Origin of the sequence: Govania unica (genome assembly GCF_027920805.1) — a bacterium.
Taxonomy (GTDB): Bacteria; Pseudomonadota; Alphaproteobacteria; order Sphingomonadales; family Govanellaceae; genus Govanella; species Govanella unica.
This window is the reverse complement of record NZ_JANWOI010000002.1, coordinates 82,781-100,616: the sequence shown is the minus strand read 5'-3', so window position 1 is coordinate 100,616 and position 17,836 is coordinate 82,781. Positions and strand designations below refer to the sequence as shown.

At 60.9% G+C, this 17,836-nt stretch carries 15 protein-coding genes; 10 read left to right on the top strand and 5 right to left on the bottom strand.

Going from position 1 to position 17,836, the window contains the following annotated elements; all coding sequences use genetic code 11:
• Positions 1-32: 32 nt before the first annotated feature.
• The 4 genes from NYP16_RS05360 to NYP16_RS05345 all read right to left on the bottom strand — a co-directional run bounded on the left by NYP16_RS05360 (position 33) and on the right by NYP16_RS05345 (position 7,383).
• Positions 33-2,891, bottom strand: a complete 2,859-nt coding sequence (locus NYP16_RS05360; protein WP_274943092.1) for an SLBB domain-containing protein — start codon at positions 2,889-2,891, stop codon at positions 33-35.
• A gap of 126 nt (positions 2,892-3,017) precedes the next feature.
• Positions 3,018-3,890: a 4-(cytidine 5'-diphospho)-2-C-methyl-D-erythritol kinase gene (locus NYP16_RS05355; protein WP_274943091.1), complete on the bottom strand. Its 873-nt coding sequence runs from the start codon at positions 3,888-3,890 to the stop codon at positions 3,018-3,020.
• 15 nt (positions 3,891-3,905) lie between these two features.
• Positions 3,906-5,657: a tetratricopeptide repeat protein gene (locus NYP16_RS05350; RefSeq protein ID WP_274943090.1), complete on the bottom strand. Its 1,752-nt coding sequence runs from the start codon at positions 5,655-5,657 to the stop codon at positions 3,906-3,908.
• Between the two features lie 64 nt (positions 5,658-5,721).
• Positions 5,722-7,383, bottom strand: a complete 1,662-nt coding sequence (locus NYP16_RS05345; RefSeq protein ID WP_274943089.1) for an electron transfer flavoprotein-ubiquinone oxidoreductase — start codon at positions 7,381-7,383, stop codon at positions 5,722-5,724.
• A gap of 280 nt (positions 7,384-7,663) precedes the next feature.
• Here NYP16_RS05345 and NYP16_RS05340 point away from each other — a divergent pair, with 280 nt between their 5' ends.
• The 8 genes from NYP16_RS05340 (at position 7,664) to NYP16_RS05305 (ending at position 15,214) form a co-directional block, all read left to right on the top strand.
• The gene (locus tag NYP16_RS05340) at positions 7,664-8,482 is read left to right on the top strand and encodes a uracil-DNA glycosylase (RefSeq protein WP_274943088.1); all 819 of its coding nucleotides are present in this window, start codon (positions 7,664-7,666) and stop codon (positions 8,480-8,482) included.
• Complete coding sequence (locus tag NYP16_RS05335) at positions 8,479-10,269, top strand: lytic transglycosylase domain-containing protein (RefSeq protein ID WP_274943087.1); 1,791 nt, start codon at positions 8,479-8,481, stop codon at positions 10,267-10,269. Before NYP16_RS05340 ends, NYP16_RS05335 begins: the two co-directional genes overlap by 4 nt.
• A 27-nt stretch (positions 10,270-10,296) precedes the next feature.
• On the top strand, positions 10,297-10,827 hold the full coding sequence (gene moaB, locus NYP16_RS05330; protein WP_274943086.1) for a molybdenum cofactor biosynthesis protein B: 531 nt from the start codon (positions 10,297-10,299) through the stop codon (positions 10,825-10,827).
• Positions 10,828-11,120: 293 nt separating this feature from the next.
• Positions 11,121-11,606: an SgcJ/EcaC family oxidoreductase gene (locus NYP16_RS05325; protein WP_346742485.1), complete on the top strand. Its 486-nt coding sequence runs from the start codon at positions 11,121-11,123 to the stop codon at positions 11,604-11,606.
• Between the two features lie 117 nt (positions 11,607-11,723).
• On the top strand, positions 11,724-11,858 hold the full coding sequence (locus tag NYP16_RS05320) for a hypothetical protein (RefSeq protein WP_274943084.1): 135 nt from the start codon (positions 11,724-11,726) through the stop codon (positions 11,856-11,858).
• 3 nt (positions 11,859-11,861) lie between these two features.
• Positions 11,862-12,971 carry a PA0069 family radical SAM protein gene (locus NYP16_RS05315; RefSeq protein ID WP_274943083.1) on the top strand — a complete coding sequence of 370 codons (1,110 nt, stop codon included), beginning with the start codon at positions 11,862-11,864 and terminating at the stop codon, positions 12,969-12,971.
• Between the two features lie 377 nt (positions 12,972-13,348).
• The gene (locus NYP16_RS05310; protein ID WP_274943082.1) at positions 13,349-14,002 is read left to right on the top strand and encodes a ribonuclease HII; all 654 of its coding nucleotides are present in this window, start codon (positions 13,349-13,351) and stop codon (positions 14,000-14,002) included.
• 108 nt (positions 14,003-14,110) lie between these two features.
• Positions 14,111-15,214: a site-specific DNA-methyltransferase gene (locus NYP16_RS05305; protein WP_274943081.1), complete on the top strand. Its 1,104-nt coding sequence runs from the start codon at positions 14,111-14,113 to the stop codon at positions 15,212-15,214.
• Between the two features lie 161 nt (positions 15,215-15,375).
• On the opposite strand, the gene mutY is transcribed toward NYP16_RS05305, so the two are convergent.
• On the bottom strand, positions 15,376-16,425 hold the full coding sequence (gene mutY / locus NYP16_RS05300; RefSeq protein ID WP_274943080.1) for an A/G-specific adenine glycosylase: 1,050 nt from the start codon (positions 16,423-16,425) through the stop codon (positions 15,376-15,378).
• A gap of 66 nt (positions 16,426-16,491) precedes the next feature.
• On the opposite strand from mutY, the gene NYP16_RS05295 reads away from it, so the two are divergent.
• Positions 16,492-17,010 carry a DUF721 domain-containing protein gene (locus tag NYP16_RS05295; protein ID WP_274943079.1) on the top strand — a complete coding sequence of 173 codons (519 nt, stop codon included), beginning with the start codon at positions 16,492-16,494 and terminating at the stop codon, positions 17,008-17,010.
• A gap of 92 nt (positions 17,011-17,102) precedes the next feature.
• Positions 17,103-17,822, top strand: a complete 720-nt coding sequence (locus tag NYP16_RS05290) for a DsbA family protein (protein ID WP_274943078.1) — start codon at positions 17,103-17,105, stop codon at positions 17,820-17,822.
• The last annotated feature ends 14 nt before the right edge of the window (positions 17,823-17,836 follow it).

Sequence of the window (17,836 nt, the reverse complement as noted above, 5' to 3'; positions counted from 1 at the left end):
ACGCGGGTGAACGTCACGCGTCACCCGCAGCCTCATCTGGAGATAACAGCGATCGATGCCGCCGACACCGCCAGTTGACTGAAGATTGCCGAGATATCACGCACGAGCTGCATGGTGTCGATCGGCTCCACATCCTTCGGCACGACAATGGCCGTGCCCGGCGGTACGGTGACATTGGTCGAGAAGCCCCAGGACGACAGCTTCACCGGACGTGCGACACCATTCGGATAGACAACAAAGGTGCGGCCGTCATCGGCGGTCCGCAGCGGCCCGCCGGACTCATGAACATAGTCCTGAACCCGTTTGCCCTTGATGAACTGCAACGCGCCCGGATTAAGCAGATCGCCAATCATCAACACATAGTTCGGGCGTTTCGGCATCACGATGCGATCGCCCGGCTCGAGCACCGTATCGAGTTCGGGACGCTCGACGAGTACGCGCGGGTCAGCCTCGATCACCACCCGGCCGAGCACGTCGGCTGTGGCAAGCTTATCCGCCAGCTGTTGACCCGCCATCAGGGTCTCGGGCTTCAAGTCACGCTGCTTGAGCGCCGCCGTGGCGAGACCGAGATTAAGCTCCCGCGCCGTGCGTTCGAAGCCGCGCTTCTGTTCTTCCTTCACGCGGGTGCGGGTAAAGACCGCACCATAGGGATAAGCATGTTCGCTCAGACCGCCAGCGCGCGCGATGATATCCGACAGTTTTTCACCACGCTGGATCGGATAGACGCCCGGACGCTTGAATTCACCGGACAACAATACCGCGCCCGCTTCCTGATTGGTGGTCTTGCTGTTGAAGCGGACCCCGCTCGCCGGGCTGAGGGTGATGCGGGTGAGATCGGTTGTGGTGGCGTCAACCACGAGCTGGCCGGTCACGCCTCCGTTCGCCCCGGTTTCCGGATTGAGATCGGACCCGATCAATTCCAGATTGGTGAGGTCGGCATTGAAAACCGTACCGCCCGCCACCGCAATCAGCGATGAAAGAGGCGTGCCATCGACCAGCGGATAGACCCCCGGACGGCGCACCGCGCCATCGGCCGAGGCCACATATTCAAGCACGAAGGGCAACAGACCGCGCACCTCGCGATAAATCTGCGGGCAAGCGACTTCGCGACGCTCCTCCTCCTGCTTTTTCTCGGCTGCCTCTTCTTCCAGTTGTTCGAGCGTCTGATACGGCAACGGTTGTTGCTGCATGACTTGCTGCGGCGTCGCTGGTTGCTCGATCTGCGTCGATCCATCGCTGCTAATGCCGAGCTTTGCCGCACCCACCGATTTCCGCTCAGCTAAAGATGTCTCGCTTTTGCCGATTTCCTCGTTGGTGACATCAAGCTGCACGAACACGGCGCGAATGGCCGTCACATAGCGGTCGGATTTGGTGTCGCTGACGATGCGCGCAAGATCCTCAAGCGGCTCACAACGCTCGGGCCGCTTGCTTGGCTTTGAATCCTGCCTCGGCTCGTCCCTGGCGATAGCCTTCGGGTCATAGACCCCGGTGAGCACCACGCGGCGGGTTTCTAACGCAGTCAAAAAATCGACTTGCGCCTGACCGAACAGGATCACACGGTCCTTATCCCGCAACGGGAAATTTTCCTTGCCGTAAATCACCTGCTCGGGGCTGAACGGGCGCAACAGGCGGGCTTGCGTGGTCGGATCGCTGCTTTCGACGACGCCGAACAGCATATAGGGCTGATCCTTCATCATCATACCGTCACCAAGAAGATCCTTGATGGTCGGCACTTCGCGAATGGAGCGGAGACCGGGGGTGCGCACGTGCCCGACCATGGAAACGCCGCCCACCTGCACATCCCGGCGCAGGCCCACGGTCAGGATATCGCCGTCATGGGCGGCCTGATCCACGCTTGCAATGGTGGCGATGTTCTGACGGCCATCCGCCTCGATGCGATTGAGGACATAGCTGTAGCCGCGCGGACGCAGACTGCCACCAGCCATACCAAGAATGGAAGATAGCGACTGCGAGCTGCCCTTCGGCAATTCGTAAATGCCTGGACGGACAACCCCACCGGCAATCGCCACCGTGGGCCCGAGCGGCGGCACCACAATGCGCGCGCCGTCGGTCACATGAAGGTCAACGGTGCTTGTGCCGCCGAACACATGATAAAGATCGACGGTGCGGCCGCCGACCTTGATCGCGCGCAGGCTGCCGGTCTTTTTGACGCCGCCCGCAAGTGTCAGGGCTTCGAGAACCGAAGACATGCTGGTCAGACGATAGAGACCCGGACGATCCACTTCACCGACCACATAGACCGAAACCGCGCGCGCGCCGCCAATGGAGACGAAGGCTTCGGTGCCGATCAAGGAGGAATGGGTCCGCGCCTTGATCTCGGCTTCAAGATCGCCAAAGCGACGTCCGGCGGCGGCGATGGGCGGGAGACCTTCGACGACCAGACGGCCTTCGCTATCGACCTGGGTCGAGATCGAGCGCGGCTCGGGACCATTGAAGGTCACGACCACTTCATCACCGATGCCGACGACATAATGATCGGGAATCCGGCCCGTGACCTGCCCACCACCCGCAATCGAGCGACCGAACATGTCATAGCCGAACTGTTTCAGTTTTTCATTGGTACGGGATTCGTAATCAAGTTCGATGGCCGAAGGTTTGGCCTGCCGACGCAGGGCCTCAATATCCTGCGGTCGGCCAAGATCGTTTTCGACCGTGTCGCTCTGATTGCGGGATTGATCGACCGGTGACGTCTGCGTGCTGCGGTTGCCGCCGCGCTGCATCTGCTGCTCGAACTTCTTGATGATCGAACTGTCGATGCCCTGAGCTTGCGTCACATCCGAGAACGCAAAGCCGGTGATTACCGTCAACGCGGAAAGGCAGGTCAGAAAAAGTCGTGGCGCCTTCTTCCGGCCGCGGTCCGTACCCATCATCAACTCATACCCCTGTCGCATACAATTGGCCGCCCAAGTTGGACGTCATGTTATTTCTGGTCGCACACCCCTGTCCCCGGCCCGGCTTGCGACTGCGGCGCACAATACCATTCGAGGCAGAAGCGGTCAAAGACTGTGAGACTGATTATAGAGCCCGCCGCCCCAGACCCACCACCCCGGCTCTGCGGCAAAATTCACCGCTGCCTGTTCGGCACCTTCGGGCGAAGGATAGAGCGTGAAACAGGTCGCTCCGCTACCGGACATGCGGGTCAGCAGCCCGCCCGGCAGGGCCACGAGGCGCTGAAGCAGTTCCGCAATCACCGGCTGCAATGTGATGGCCGGGGCCTCAAGCATGTTCGGAGTGCGATGGAGAACAGCGAGAAGTGCCCGCGGGTCGGACGGCAGAGCCTCCGCAGCCATGGCAAAAGACGTGCCGCTCGCATTGAAGGCCGCGAACACCGCCGGTGTCGGCACGCTGACGGCGGGATTGACGAGCAGGATTCCAAACGGCGGCAAGGGCCCGATGGGGGTGAGCTTTTCCCCGATGCCCTCGACCCGCAAGGGGATGGAATGGACGGCGGCCGGGACATCCGCGCCGACGCGCGCGCCGATGCGCGCGAGATCATCGAGCCCGAGCCCAAGCGACCACAGCCGATTGAGCGCCCGCAAGGTCGCCGCCGCATCGGCGGACCCGCCGCCGATGCCCGACGCAAGCGGCAAATGCTTTTCAAGATTGAGCGCCGCGCCCTGTGTCAGTCCGGCCTCCGCCTGCAACAGCCGGGCGGCCTTGAGCACGAGATTTTCGGCCGGATCCGCCACAAGCCCCACGCCGCGCGGCCCGCTGATCTCTAACGAAAGACCGTCCGCGGGCCTGGCCGTCACGCGGTCGCCCACATTGGCGAACAGGAACAGGCTGTCGAGCAGATGATAGCCATCATCCCGCCGTCCGGTGATGGACAGCGTCAGATTGATCTTGGCCGGGGCGAATTCCTCAACCATCACTACCCAGGCATGTCATATCTTGCGGGAAGGTTTCACCGGTTGTTTCGGCATACCGTTCGAGATCTTGTCCTTGATGGCCTGAACCCGGTCTTCGGGCGCGTTCAGGGTCAGGGCATGGCTCCATTGGAACCGCGCCTCGATCTTGCGGCCGACCTGCCAATAGGCATCGCCGAGATGTTCGTTGATGGTCGGGTCCTCGGGCTTCATCAGCACGGCCCGTTCGAGGATGTCCGCCGCCTGGGTATAATTACCGATGGTGAATTCGGCCCAGCCGAGACTGTCGACGATATAGCCATCATTCGGACGCTGCGCCACCGCCCGGGTGATCATATCGATGGCCTCATTCAGACGTTCGCCCCGATCGACCAGGGAATAGCCGAGGTAATTCAGGACATCCGCCTGGTTCGGCTGCAATTCCAGGGCCTTGCGGAAATCGACTTCGGCTTGCGGCCATTGTTTGGCCTGATCATAGGTCATGCCGCGCGCATAATAGAGCGCCCAATGGCGGGACGCTTCGGCCGGGTCCGTGAGCGCGATGGCGCGGCTGTATTCGGCGACGGCACGCGGGTAATCCTTGCGCTGCCGATAGAGATCGGCGAGCGAGGCCACGAGATCGGCACGTTCCGGGGCTGCCGCGACCAAGGCTTCGAGACGGCTGAGCGCCCCTGCCTCATCGCCCTTGGCCTCAAGGATCCAGACTTCGCGCAGACGGGCTTCGGTGCCGAGATCGCTGCTATCCTGAATGGTTTGATAGAGCTTGAAGGCGCTGTCGTTTTCCTGCTCATCCTCCAGAATGCGCGCAAGCATGAAGGTTGCCTGATCAAAATCAGGCTGCAAATACAAGGCGAGCCGCAGATAGAACGCGCCCGGACCGTTCGCGCCATCCTGACTGAGCGCCAGCGCCGCGCCGTAAAAGGCTTCGGCCACCCCTTCGGCTGGGGTCGTGATGACCCGTTCCTTGAGCGTGCCAGCCTTCAACCGTTGTTCGGCGATGGCGATGGACAGCGAATCCTCAAACCGCTCGCTGCCCTTGGTGATGATGTCCTTTGCTTCATAGTCGCGGCCAGCGCGGGCCAGCAGGCTTGCATAGGCGAGCACGAAGCGGACGCTGCCGAATTTCTCCGCCGCCATGCCGGACTTATAGGCGATCTCGGCTTCGGGGTCCTTCAGATAGTCGAGAATGAAAGCGCGATGATTGAGGGCGAAGGGCAGAAACGGCGGCGTGTCCTCAAGCGGTTTGAGGCTCGCGAGGGCCTTGTCCTTCTTTTTGACCCCGGCATAGGTCCAGGCTGAGACGATCGGTTTGACAAGCTTGTTCAGCCCGGCCTCGGGAACCTTGTCGAGCTCCTTGAGCACACGGTCATAACGCCCGGCCTTCAGATCCCCGAGCAGCAAGAAAAACTGCACCAGGCTGTTGTCGGCATCGGTCTTGACGATGCGCTGACCAAGCGTGCGGGCCTCGTCATAACGGCCATCCGATATGGCGAGCGCAAAGCCCTGCTGCAACAACAAGAGGTTGTCGGGATCGGCCGCGATGGCGTCGAGAAAATAGCGCACGGCGGCATCGGTGTCGCCCTGCGCCCGCGCCGCCTGCCCGGCGAGATAACTGCCGAACGCGATGCTGTCTTCAGCTTGCTTCTGCGGATTGTCCTGGGCCACGGCCGGAACCGGCTTCTGGGTCGATGTGGCACAGGCCGAGGTTGCGCCCAGCATCGTCGCGACGACAAGGGCCACAGCCCGAGCGGCAGGAATTCTCGATGTCATAAAAGGCGAACTCCTCAGGCTGCGTTCGAGAGACCGAGCTAAAAACGGTGACGGCAACAGCTTATTACATATTGGGATAGTTTGGCCCACCGCCACCTTCGGGCACAACCCAATTGATGTTCTGGGTCGGGTCCTTGATGTCGCAGGTTTTGCAATGCACGCAGTTCTGGGCATTGATCTGCAGGCGGGGGTCACTGCCGTCGGCTTCGCGCACGATTTCATAAACTCCGGCCGGACAGTAGCGCTGTTCGGGCGCGTCATATTCGGCGAGGTTGATGCGGATCGCGACCGAGGGGTCCTTGAGCTGCAGATGGACCGGCTGATCTTCTTCATGGTTGGTGTTCGACAGGAACACCGAGGAGAGCTTGTCGAAGGTCAGCTTGCCATCGGGCTTCGGGTAGCTGATCGGCTGGCAATCCCGCGCTTTTTTCAGCGACAGGTTATCGGCATGGTTGCGGAACGTCCAGGGCACGAGAAAGCCGAGCCCAAGATTGTTGAGCCAGAGATCAAGCCCGGTATAGAGCGTGCCAAGCGTGATGCCGAATTTCGACAGCGACGGGCGAGCGTTGCGAACCCGGTGCAATTCCTTGTAAACCCAGGAATTCTGGAAGGCTTCGGGATAGGCCGTGAGCTCGTCCCGTCCCTCGGACCCGGCGGCCAGCGCCGTGAAGGCCGCCTCAGCCGCCAGCATGCCGGTTTTCATGGCATTGTGGCTGCCCTTGATGCGCGGCACGTTGACGAATCCGGCCGAACAGCCAATCAGCGCGCCGCCCGGGAACACCAGTTTCGGGATCGACTGCAAGCCGCCTTCGTTGATGGCGCGGGCGCCATAGCAAATGCGGCGGGCGCCTTCGAACATGGGGGCGATGGACGGGTGGGTCTTGAAGCGCTGCATCTCGTCGAACGGCGAGAGATAGGGATTTTCGTAATCGAGCGCCACCACGAAACCGATGGCCACCTGATTGTTTTCAAGATGATAGATGAAGCCGCCGCCCGCTGTCTTGCTGTCGAGCGGCCAGCCCTGCGTATGGATCACCAGGCCCTGCTTATGCTGCTCCGGCGTGACTTCCCACAGTTCCTTGATGCCGAGGCCATAGGTCTGGGGGTCGATGCCATCGCGCAGATTGAAGCGGCTCATCAGGTCCTTCGACAGCGAGCCCCGGCAGCCTTCGGCGAACATGGTGTATTTGGCATGGAGCTCCATGCCCGGCATGTAGCCGTCCTTGTGATGGCCATCGCGGGCGACGCCCATGTCACCGGTGGCCACGCCCTTGACGCTGCCGTCATCGTTGTAAAGCACTTCGGCGGCGGCGAAGCCCGGGTAGATCTCGACCCCAAGCGCTTCGGCCTGTTCAGCGAGCCAGCGGCAGAGATTGCCGAGGCTGATGATGTAATTGCCCTCGTTGCTCATCATCGGGGGCAGCAGGACGTGAGGCACATCGAGCTTTTTCTTTTCGCTCATGACCCAGTGATGGTTATGGGTCACCGGCGCGTTGAGCGGCGCGCCATCGGCTTTCCAGTTGGGCAGCAGTTCATTGAGGGCCACCGGATCGATGACCGCGCCCGAGAGAATATGGGCGCCGATTTCCGACCCCTTCTCGATCACACAGACATTCACATCATGGTTTTTTTCGGCGGCGAGCTGCTTCAGCCGAATAGCCGCGCTCAACCCTGCCGGACCGCCGCCCACGATGACGACGTCAAATTCCATCGATTCCCGTTCCATATCACGGACCCTCATTGTTCTGATCAGTCCCGCAAACCGCCCACCGGGCAGCACCGGGTTTTGTTTTCAACTTGTTGCAGATGTTATGCCCGCTCGCAACTTAGCGGTCAATCTTGCGGCCACGATTTCCGCCCCGCATTTGCCTGCTCACATTTGTTTTACACCCGTGCCGCCGGTTTTTCACGCAATGATGCTTCCCCTCTCCGGCCCGGACTGGTTACTATCCAGCCGAACGGGAATTGAGATTCGAATGCCAACTCAGGCCAATTTTGCAAGTGCCATGACAGACGAAGCAGCGGTCGCGCTGCTCGCCTGGTATGTGGCGTCGGGTGCCGACCTCGCCATGGGCGACCTGCCCGTGGACCGCTTGATCGAGCGGCCCGCGAGCCCTGTTGCCGTCCCGAAAATCGAAGCTGGGCAACCAGCGCAACAAAGCTCCCCGGCAGCCGTCCAGCTGCGTCCCGCCGCCGAATCCACGGAAACGGCGATCGCGCTGGCCCGGAGCGCCCGCAGCCTTGATGAGCTTGAGCTTGCCTTGCGCGGCTTTGAAGGCTGTGCCCTGAAGAAAACCGCCATGACCACCGTGTTCGCCGACGGCAACCCGGCAAGCGGCCTGATGATCGTGGGCGAAGCGCCGGGCGGGGACGAAGACCGTCAGGGCAAACCCTTTGCCGGAGCCTCCGGCCAATTGCTGGATCGCATGCTGAAAGCCATCGGCCGCGACCGCATGAGCGCCGAGCACGGCACCTATCTCACCAATGTGCTGCCCTGGCGGCCGCCGGGAAACCGCAAGCCGACGGCTCAGGAACTGGCGCTTTGCGTACCGTTCCTGCGGCGTCATATCGCGCTGGTGCGGCCGCGGATGCTGGTGTTTCTTGGCGGCACGGCGGCGGCGGCGCTGCTTGAAGCCAAGACGGGAATCAATCGCTTGCGCGGAAACTGGCTTGAATATCAGGACAGTGAGGCCGGGCTCACGATCCCGGTCGTCTCGACCTATCACCCACACTACATATTATCCCAGCCTGCGCTGAAGGCCGATGCCTGGCGCGACCTCCTTGAAATCCGCGCGCGTTTCGCCCGCATGGGTGAGTCCCGATGAAACACTGCTCGACCGCCCTTGCTGTTATTCTGTTCTGTGCTTTCGTCCTGCCCGGCGTCGCCCAGACGGTGCCCCAGGGGAAACCTGCCGAGAGCGGCAAACAACTGCCGCTGTCCCTGTCGCCGCCCAAACGCGTTGTTCCAGACAGTGTCCGGATCGAGGAGATTTTCGTCCTCAGCCCCGCCGACCGTGAGCTTTATCGTCAGATCTATGCGGCGCAGAACCGGGCCGACTGGGCCGAAGCCGAGCGGCTGATCAAGCGGCTTGACGATCGCATTCTGGTCGGACAGGTGCTGTCGGACCGCTATCTGAGCCCGCGCTACAAAGGGTCCTTTGACGAACTCGCGCGCTGGATGCGGAATTATTCCGATCTGCCGATGGCGGACCGCATTTATAAACTGGCGCTCAACCGCAAGCCGCCGAAAGCGGCCGCGCCGACCCCGCCCGACCCCGACAGCCTAACGGTGACGCCGCCCGGACGCATCTACACGCCCGAGGAACTGGTGCGTATTCGCGCCGCCCGCGACGCCCGCCTGGAGATTCAGGGGTTTCTCGATCAGGGCCTGACGCCACAGGCCGAGCAACGGTTCTGGGCCAGCGGGCGCAATCTGTTCGATAAGGACCAGTTCAGCCTGATCCTGGGCAAGATCGCCGCCAGTTATTTCTATCAGGGCAATGATGCGAAGGCGTTGGCGCTTGGGACGTCAAGCGGGGCCGGTACGGGTAAGAACCGTTATAACGGCAACTGGATCGCCGGGCTGAGCGCCTGGCGCACCAATGATTACCGCCGCGCCGCCACGTCTTTTGAAAAAGCCGCCATCGCCGCCGACAACGAGCCCTGGACCGCATCGAGCGCCGCATTCTGGGCGGCACGGGCGCGGCTCGCCTCCCGCCAGCCCGAGCAGGTCAATGTCTGGCTTGATCAGGCGGCACGCTTCCCGAAAACATTTTACGGCATGCTGGCCGCGCGCCAGCTTGGCCGCGATATCAATTTCACCTGGGAACATCCGCCGCTGACCCGGCGCGACTATGACCGCGTCCTTGGGGAAAAAGCCGCCCGCCGCTCGGTCGCCCTGTGGCAGGTCGGCCAGCTTGAAGCCTCCGACTGGGAAATGCGCTATCTGTGGCGGCGGAGTGACGAGACCCTGCATCCGCTGCTGCTGGGGCTTGCCGCCCGGCTTGACCTGCCGAGCACGCAGATCCGGGTGGCCAAGGCGCTCGACCGCAAGCAGATCCTGTCGTCGAACAGCGCGCTTTACCCCATGCCCACCTGGACCCCGAAGGATGGCTTCAAGGTCGACCGGGCGCTGATTTTTGCCTTCATGCGCCAGGAGTCCGAGTTTTCCATTCGCGCCGTCAGCAGCTCGGGCGCGCGCGGGCTGATGCAGCTCATGCCCAAGACCGCAAGCTATATCGGCCGCGACCAGACCTTGCAGGACCGCAACGGCGAGATGCTTTATGACCCGAGCTTCAACATGCAGCTGGGTCAGCGTTACATCGAATATCTGATGGGCAAGGACTATCTTGGCACCAATCTGTTCTTCGTGGCGGGGGCTTATAATGGCGGGCCCGGCAATCTCGGCCGCTGGTTGCAGAAGATGAATTTCAAGAACGATCCCCTGCTGTTCATGGAAACCATCCCGGCCGAAGAAACCCGCGATTACGTGGAAAAGGTCGTGGCCAATTTCTGGATCTATCAGATGCGCATGGGACAAAAAGCGCCAACGCTCGACGCCGTGGCCGCGGGTGGTTGGCCAATGTACAATTCGCAAGACCGGGATATGTAACCCGCACGCTTTTGGATCGGAGGTTTCATGCCTGGTATCGACGACACCCGCCCGTTCGTCCCGCTTAACATCGCCGTGCTTACGGTGTCGGACAGCCGGACCGAAGCCGATGACAGTTCGGGCGCGTTGTTGATCGAGCGCTTGACCACCGCCGGGCATAAGCTCGCCGACCGTCGTATCATCCGCGATGAGGCGGATGCCATCGTGGACCAGCTTAAAGCCTGGATCGCCGACCCCGAGATTGAAATCGTGCTGTCGACGGGTGGCACCGGAGTGACCGGCCGGGATGTGACGCCTGAGGCCTTTGAGCGCGTGATAGACAAGAAGATCGAGGGCTTTGGCGAGCTGTTCCGGATGCTGAGCTATCAGACCATCGGCACCTCGACCATCCAGTCGCGGGCCTTGGGCGGGGTGGCGAACGGGACTTATCTGTTTGCCCTCCCCGGCAGTCGCGGGGCCTGCAAGGACGGCTGGGACATGATCCTCCGCCATCAGCTGGATAATCGCCACCGCCCCTGCAATTTCGCCGAACTGCTGCCGAGGTTGAAGGAACGCTGAAGGATAGGGCGGGCTGTGCGGAGAGATGGATTGCCGGGTCAAGCCCGGCAATGACAGTGCACCATATTTATCATTACCGGGCGCGGACACCGGCAATCCATATTTCAACCGGCAAAACGGCGGCCAGATGGATTGCTTCGGCCAGCGCCTCGCAATGACGGAAGGGGCGTGCTAAAAACTAAACTGACCGACCATGACCGTTGCACAGCGTATGAAGCCTTGCCTCAAACTCGACTACCCACGCGAGAACGTCGCCCTAAAAGGCCCATCCTAAGAAGGAACGCATGATGAAGATGAAATCTTTAACTGTGCTGGCGCTTGCCGCAACTCTTGCCGGCTGTGCCACGACGCCCTCCGGTGCGCCCACCCGTACAGAGGGCGCGCATATGGAGTCCTGTAAGGCAACCTCCGACCAGGAAATCGCCGCGCTCTTCGATCGCTGGAACCAATCGTTGCAAACGGGCGATCCCCACAAGGTCGTCGCCAACTATGCCGAGCGATCCATCCTCCTGCCGACCGTTTCAAACAAGCCGCGCCTCACCCCAGCCGAGAAAGAGGATTACTTCCATCATTTCCTGGAGAACCGCCCCTCCGGCAAGATCGACATGCGCGTCATTGAACTTGGTTGCAACACAGCCGTCGATGCGGGCCTTTACACATTCACCTTTGCCAAAACTGGGGTAATGGTCCACGGGCGCTTTACCTATACCTATCACTGGAACGGGTCTGAGTGGCTCATCACAAGCCACCATTCCTCGGCAATGCCAGAGCCGGAATAGACGCCAGGCCCGGGGCGAACGAGGATCGTATATTTTTGTCAAAATTGTACTTGATTTGTTCCATGAAGTTTGCTATTTTGTTCCTGTGGTTGGATCAGCAAGCCGAAGGAATGAGCCATGGACCATGCAACCCTTCAGACGGCCGAACGTTTTGACGAACAAACCCTGCATAAGGTTGAATTGCGCAAGCTTGACGACCGTTATGTGATCATCATCGACGACGATCTTGTGTTCGTCGCCAATGAATTCTGAGCCATGCGCCCGGTGGCTTTCCAAAGTGATCCAGAGACCCTCGCGCGGGCTGAGCTGCGGCGCGGGCGGGGATCTGTAAGCCAGGCCTCCGGCCGCTTCGAACCGACGGCGCGGGTCGGTTTCGATGACGGTTGGGACCAGGCGGAGGAGGATGCCCCCGCCCCTCTCCGCACCACGGTCACGGCGGACGCAAGCCGCAGCGTGCTGACCCGCAATCAGTCGCCGGATGTTCCGTTCGATCGCTCCATCAACCCCTACCGCGGCTGTGAACATGGTTGCATCTATTGTTTCGCCCGGCCGTCCCATGCCTATCTCGGGCTGTCACCGGGGCTCGATTTCGAAACCAAGCTGTTCGCCAAATTCGACGCGCCCGCCCTGTTGCGTCAGGAACTGGCGCGGCCGAGCTATAAGCCCGCGACCATCGCCCTTGGCACCAACACCGATCCCTATCAACCGATCGAGCGCGAGCATCGCATCATGCGCGGGATCCTTGAGGTGCTGACGGAAACCCGTCATCCAGTCAGCATCGTCACCAAATCGCATCTGGTGACGCGCGATATGGACCTCCTTGCCGATCTCGCCCGCGACAATCTGGTGCGGGTGTTTCTGTCGGTAACCACCCTCGACCGCCCGCTCGCCCGCGCCATGGAACCGCGCGCCGCCACACCGGCCCGGCGCCTGGCCGCCATTCAGGAGCTTGCCGCAGCCGGAATCCCGGTCGGCGTCATGGCCGCCCCCATGATTCCGGCGCTCAATGACCATGAACTTGAAGCCATTCTGACCGCAGCCGAAGACGCCGGGGCAAGGTCGGCGGGCTATGTTCTGCTCCGGCTGCCGATCGAGGTGAAGACCCTGTTCAAGGAATGGCTCAACGAACATTACCCCGACCGCGCGCAACGCATCATGAACCGCCTGCGCGCCATGCGCGGCGGCCGTGAAAACGACCCGGAGTTCGGCAGCCGCATGCGCGGTCAGGGGGCCGAAGCGGACCTGCTGGCACTGCGCTTCCGGCAGGCGATCAAACGCCTCGGCCTCAACCAGCCGCGCGCTCCCATGCCAAGCACCCAGTTCCGCCGCCCGGGGCGGGACGCAAGGCAGATGTCGTTGTTTTGAGGGGGAAGGAGCGGGAGGCAAGATGGATTGCCGGGTCGAGCCCGGCAATGACAGTTTGGGGAAGTTGAGAAGCGAGGTTTGTGGGAACTATCCCTCAACTTGTCACACGCGGGCTTGACCCGCGTGTCCATAGATCATGCCGCTGTGAAGTCGCAAGATAGATTGCCGGCTCAGGCCCGGCAATGACAGGTGTGGGGAGGTTGGGATATGAGGCTTGTGGGAACTATCCCTCAACTTGTCACACGCGGGCTTGACCCGCGTGTCCATGGGGAGGCTGCAAGGTAGTGACAGCAAGGATTGACAGACAATTGGCCTTGGCTGGGTTCGTCGAGTAAATTGGCAGCGTCTGCGTTCTTAATCGGAAAGTCTATCATCCCATGGCCCGTACAGCTGTTGCCTTGCCTGCTGATCTGTTAGCTGCCCCCTCCACCGGGCCGAATTTTTTGATTGAACAGCACCTGGGCGGGGTGGTTTGCGGGATTGATGAGGCTGGGCGGGGGCCTTGGGCGGGGCCGGTTATGGCGGCGGCGGTGGTGCTGGATCCGGGGCGGGTGCCGGTGGGCATCAATGACAGTAAAAAACTTTCGGCGGCTAAGCGCGAAGTGCTTTATGGGGAGATCCTTGGATGCGCTCAGGTCGGCATCGGCGAGGCCAGTGTGGAGGAGATCGACGAGCTTAATATCCTGCAGGCGACGTTTTTGGCCATGGGACGAGCGCTTGGCGGGCTGCCGACGCGACCCGATCATGCGCTGGTGGATGGTAACCGCAAACCGCCGCTGGGTATTCCGGCGACCACCGTCATCAAGGGCGACGCGCGCAGTCTGTCCATCGCCGCCGCCTCCATCATCGCAAAAGTTTTTCGCGATCATCGGATGACGGAATTGGCCAAAATTCATCCCGAGTACGCATGGGAGCGGAACGCAGGATATGGTACGGCGGCTCATTCACGTGCACTAGCAATTGTGGGATTGACTCCTTTTCACCGTCGATCCTTTGCTCCAATTCGTAAGCTAATGACTCAAGAGTCCTAGACAACGAATTGATTCATATAAAAAAATGTCCTTGACCCGATTCGCCCCCTGAATCACACTGCCCCCAAGAACGACGCAGTGGGCGCAGGAAACAGGGACTTATTCGGCATGGCCATCAAACAAAAATTATCGGAACTTTCGGCGCTGCCGCTGGACCAGATTCTGCACGGCGACTGCATCGAGATGATGAACCGGCTGCCGGAAAAATCCGTCGACGTGATCTTTGCCGACCCACCTTACAACCTCCAGCTTCAGGGCGAACTGCACCGCCCGAACAATACCGTGGTCGATGGCGTCGATGACGATTGGGACAAATTCGAAAGCCTCGCCTCCTATGACATCTTCACCCGCGCCTGGCTTGCCGCCGCACGCCGGGTGTTGAAGGACAACGGCACCATCTGGGTGATCGGGTCCTATCACAATATTTTCAAGGTCGGCTCGGCCCTGCAGGATCTGGATTACTGGGTCCTGAATGACATCATCTGGCGCAAAACCAACCCGATGCCGAATTTTCGCGGCACCCGCTTCACCAACGCCCATGAGACGCTGATCTGGTGTTCAAAGAACAAAGACGCGAAAAACGTCACCTTCAATTACGAAGCCATGAAGGAATTGAACGAGGGGCTGCAAATGCGCTCCGACTGGCTGCTGCCGATTTGCTCCGGTCAGGAGCGCGTCACCGTCAACGGCCATAAGGGCCATGCGACGCAGAAACCCGAAAGCCTGCTTTATCGCGTGCTGCTGTCGTCGACAAAGCCCGGCGATGTGGTGCTGGACCCGTTCTTTGGTTCGGGCACGTCGGGGGCGGTCGCGAAAAAGCTGGATCGCCGGTTTATCGGCATCGAGCGGGAGGAAAAATACGTGAAACTTGCCACCGACCGTTTGAAGACCGTCACCAAGCTCGAGAACAATGTTATTTCCATTACGGCTTCGAAACGAGCTGAGCCGCGCATTCCGTTCGGCACGCTGGTGGAACGCGGGCTGCTGACGCCGGGCGCCGTGTTGTTCGATCCGAGCCGCCGCTTTTCAGCCCGCGTGCGTGCCGATGGGACGTTGATTTCTGAACGCGCCAAAGGGTCGATCCATCAGGTCGGGGCCGAGATGATGGGCGCGCCGTCGTGTAATGGCTGGACGTTCTGGCATTTTGAGGTCAAGGGGCAGCTGGTGCCGATTGATATGTTGCGCCAGAAGGTTCGGGCTGAATTACATTAAGCGGGGCTGTTGGGTTTATCCGGCGGCTTTCTGGATTGCCGCGCCCCTTTGGGGCTCGCAATGACGGGGGGTGTCATTGCGAGGAAGCGGAGCTGACGACGCAATCGAGAACCTTGCCGCAAGACTGGATTGCGTTGGCTTCGCCTCGCAATGACGGTGAGTCAGGCACTTGCTAGTTTGGCTATTTTTCTCATGATGGTGGGAAGGCCGGCGGATTTTAGGTCTGGCAGGGGGCACCAGATTCCCTTGGCTTTGGTGGGGTGGTCGAGGTTTAGGGCCAATACGTCGAGGATGAGGTGAAAGTGGGTGAAGGTGTGGCGCACCTCGCCTTGGGATTGCCAGTTGCCTTTGGGCAGGCCCGTGACCGGGCCGTTCGCGTCCCAGCCTTCGGTGGGGAAGCCCAGCATGGCGCCGAGCAGGCCCTTGTCGGGGCGGCGGGTCAGGAGGACGGAGAGTTCTCCGGTTTCGGGATGGGGGGCTTGCAGCCAATAGGCGCGGCCGGTGCGGATTGGTTTGGCCTTGTCGCGGTCGCGGCTGGGCAGGGTTTCGGCGATGCCGGCCTTGTGGGCGGCGCAGATTTTGATCCAGGGGCAGATCAGGCATTTGGGTTTGCGCGGCGTGCAGACGGTGGCGCCTAGGTCCATGACGGCTTGCGCGTAATCGCCTGCACGGTTGGGTGGCGTGAGCGTGGCCGCGGCGGCGCGGAGGGCGGGTTTGGACCCCGGCATGGGGTCGGTGATGGCGAAAATGCGGGCCATGACGCGTTCCACATTGCCGTCGACCACTGTGGCCGGTTCATCGAAGGCGATGGCGGCGATGGCGGCGGCGGTATAGGGGCCGATGCCGGGAAGCTCGCGCAGGCCGTCGGACGTTGTTGGGAACTTGCCGTTATGGTCTTGGGCCACAACGGTCGCGCATTTATGCAGATTGCGGGCGCGGGCGTAGTAGCCGAGCCCGGCCCAGGCGGCGAGCAGATCGTCGAGCGGCGTGGCGGCCAGGGAGTCGACCGTCGGCCAGCGTTCGGTGAAGCGTTCGAAATAGGGAATGACCGCCGGGACGGTGGTCTGCTGAAGCATCACTTCACTGAGCCAGACCCGGTAAGGCGCGGTTTTTTTTCGCGCGGCTGGCGGGGCGCGCCAGGGCAGAACCCGCGCATTTTTATCATACCAGGCGAGCAGAGCAGTTGCAGCGGCCAGAGGATCGCTTACCATACGCCAGAAACCTTCTCGGGACCCTTGCGGGCAACAGGACCTCATGGGTACGGAAAAGCAGCGATTGTGACAAGCCCGGAAAAAGAACCACCCAAACCACGGAAGCCGAAGCGCAGCTGGAAGGTCCAGTCGCTGGCCGATTCGCTTGCGCCGCTGACGCGGGAAATCTGCGCGAAACAGGGCTTTGCCCAAAGCGAAGTCATCACCCGCTGGCGTGATATCGTCGGCCCGACGCTTGCCGCCCATACCCTGCCCGAGCGGCTGAATTTCCCCAAAGGGCAAACGGGCGCCACTCTGCATATTCTGGCCGATAGTGGATTTGCTACGGAACTTCAGTATCTTGCGCCTCAGGCCATTGACCGAATCAATGGCTATTTCGGCTATCCGGCTGTGGCCAGACTGATGGTCAAACAGGCCCCTGTGAGCCTCTATCAGCGGAAGAAAACTCGGCCGAACGCCCCCGATCCGCAAGATCAGAAAGCCGCGGCGGAGGATGTCGCCGCCATCGAGGACAAAGGTCTGCGGGCGGTTCTGACAAATCTTGGTGCCGCCGTACTGGCGGATTCCCGCCGGAAAAAGCGATAGCAAGCAGGAATGTCACTGTCTGACTTAATTTCGCCTATTGAGCCCCATAGGGTCAATTTGGTAGAGTGTGATCTATATTTAGTGGGTGCATCATGATCAATCATCTAAATAAGCGTTTTATGGCTGTGGCTGCGTTGGTGGTCGGGCTTGGGTTTGGGCTGGGGTTTGGGCCGGTGATGGCGGCGGGCCAGGCCCCCGCTGCGAAGGCTCCGGCTGCTGCGGCCCCGGCGAAACCTGCGGCCGAGGTTTATGACGGCTATACCGATATCGTGCTTGGCAAGAAAACCGCGCCGATCACGGTGATCGAATATGCCTCCATGACCTGTTCCCACTGCGCCGACTTCCAACGCACGGTGTTTCCGCAGTTCAAAAAGGACTATATCGACACCGGCAAAGCCAAATATATCATGCGCCATTTCGTGCTGAACGGGCCGGATCTGATCGCCTCCATGATCGCCCGCTGCAGCCCGGAACCGCGCTATTATGCCTTTGTCGATGGGTTGCTGACCCGTCAGGCCGACTGGATGCCGGGCTGGGAAACGATGCCGCAACCGGCTGAAAACGCCACTCCTTATGAGATCGCCAAAGCCGCCAAGATGGACCAGTTCGTGCGGCCCATGGGCTTTACCGACGCCAAGCTCAAGTCCTGCCTCGCGAGCGACAAGGTGCGCACCGATCTGTTGAAGCTGCGCCAGGAAGGGGTGTCCGAATACAAGATCCAGGGCACGCCGACGATTCTCATCAATGGCAAGGTCTTTGACGGCGATCATACCTTTTCCGCCTTTGACAAAGCGTTGAAAGCAGCTAAGTAACCTGTTGAAATCCT

Bases quoted from the DNA above. Each gene is read 5' to 3' on its own strand.
- moaB (WP_274943086.1), top strand. From the start codon at position 10,297: ATGCCTGGTATCGACGACACCCGCCCGTTCGTCCCGCTTAACATCGCC.
- mutY (WP_274943080.1), bottom strand. From the start codon at position 16,425: ATGGTAAGCGATCCTCTGGCCGCTGCAACTGCTCTGCTCGCCTGGTAT.
- NYP16_RS05290 (WP_274943078.1), top strand. From the start codon at position 17,103: ATGATCAATCATCTAAATAAGCGTTTTATGGCTGTGGCTGCGTTGGTG.
- NYP16_RS05360 (WP_274943092.1), bottom strand. From the start codon at position 2,891: ATGATGGGTACGGACCGCGGCCGGAAGAAGGCGCCACGACTTTTTCTG.
- NYP16_RS05350 (WP_274943090.1), bottom strand. From the start codon at position 5,657: ATGACATCGAGAATTCCTGCCGCTCGGGCTGTGGCCCTTGTCGTCGCG.
- NYP16_RS05340 (WP_274943088.1), top strand. From the start codon at position 7,664: ATGACAGACGAAGCAGCGGTCGCGCTGCTCGCCTGGTATGTGGCGTCG.
- NYP16_RS05325 (WP_346742485.1), top strand. From the start codon at position 11,121: ATGAAATCTTTAACTGTGCTGGCGCTTGCCGCAACTCTTGCCGGCTGT.
- NYP16_RS05315 (WP_274943083.1), top strand. From the start codon at position 11,862: ATGCGCCCGGTGGCTTTCCAAAGTGATCCAGAGACCCTCGCGCGGGCT.
- NYP16_RS05355 (WP_274943091.1), bottom strand. From the start codon at position 3,890: ATGGTTGAGGAATTCGCCCCGGCCAAGATCAATCTGACGCTGTCCATC.
- NYP16_RS05310 (WP_274943082.1), top strand. From the start codon at position 13,349: ATGGCCCGTACAGCTGTTGCCTTGCCTGCTGATCTGTTAGCTGCCCCC.
- NYP16_RS05305 (WP_274943081.1), top strand. From the start codon at position 14,111: ATGGCCATCAAACAAAAATTATCGGAACTTTCGGCGCTGCCGCTGGAC.
- NYP16_RS05335 (WP_274943087.1), top strand. From the start codon at position 8,479: ATGAAACACTGCTCGACCGCCCTTGCTGTTATTCTGTTCTGTGCTTTC.
- NYP16_RS05345 (WP_274943089.1), bottom strand. From the start codon at position 7,383: ATGGAACGGGAATCGATGGAATTTGACGTCGTCATCGTGGGCGGCGGT.
- NYP16_RS05320 (WP_274943084.1), top strand. From the start codon at position 11,724: ATGGACCATGCAACCCTTCAGACGGCCGAACGTTTTGACGAACAAACC.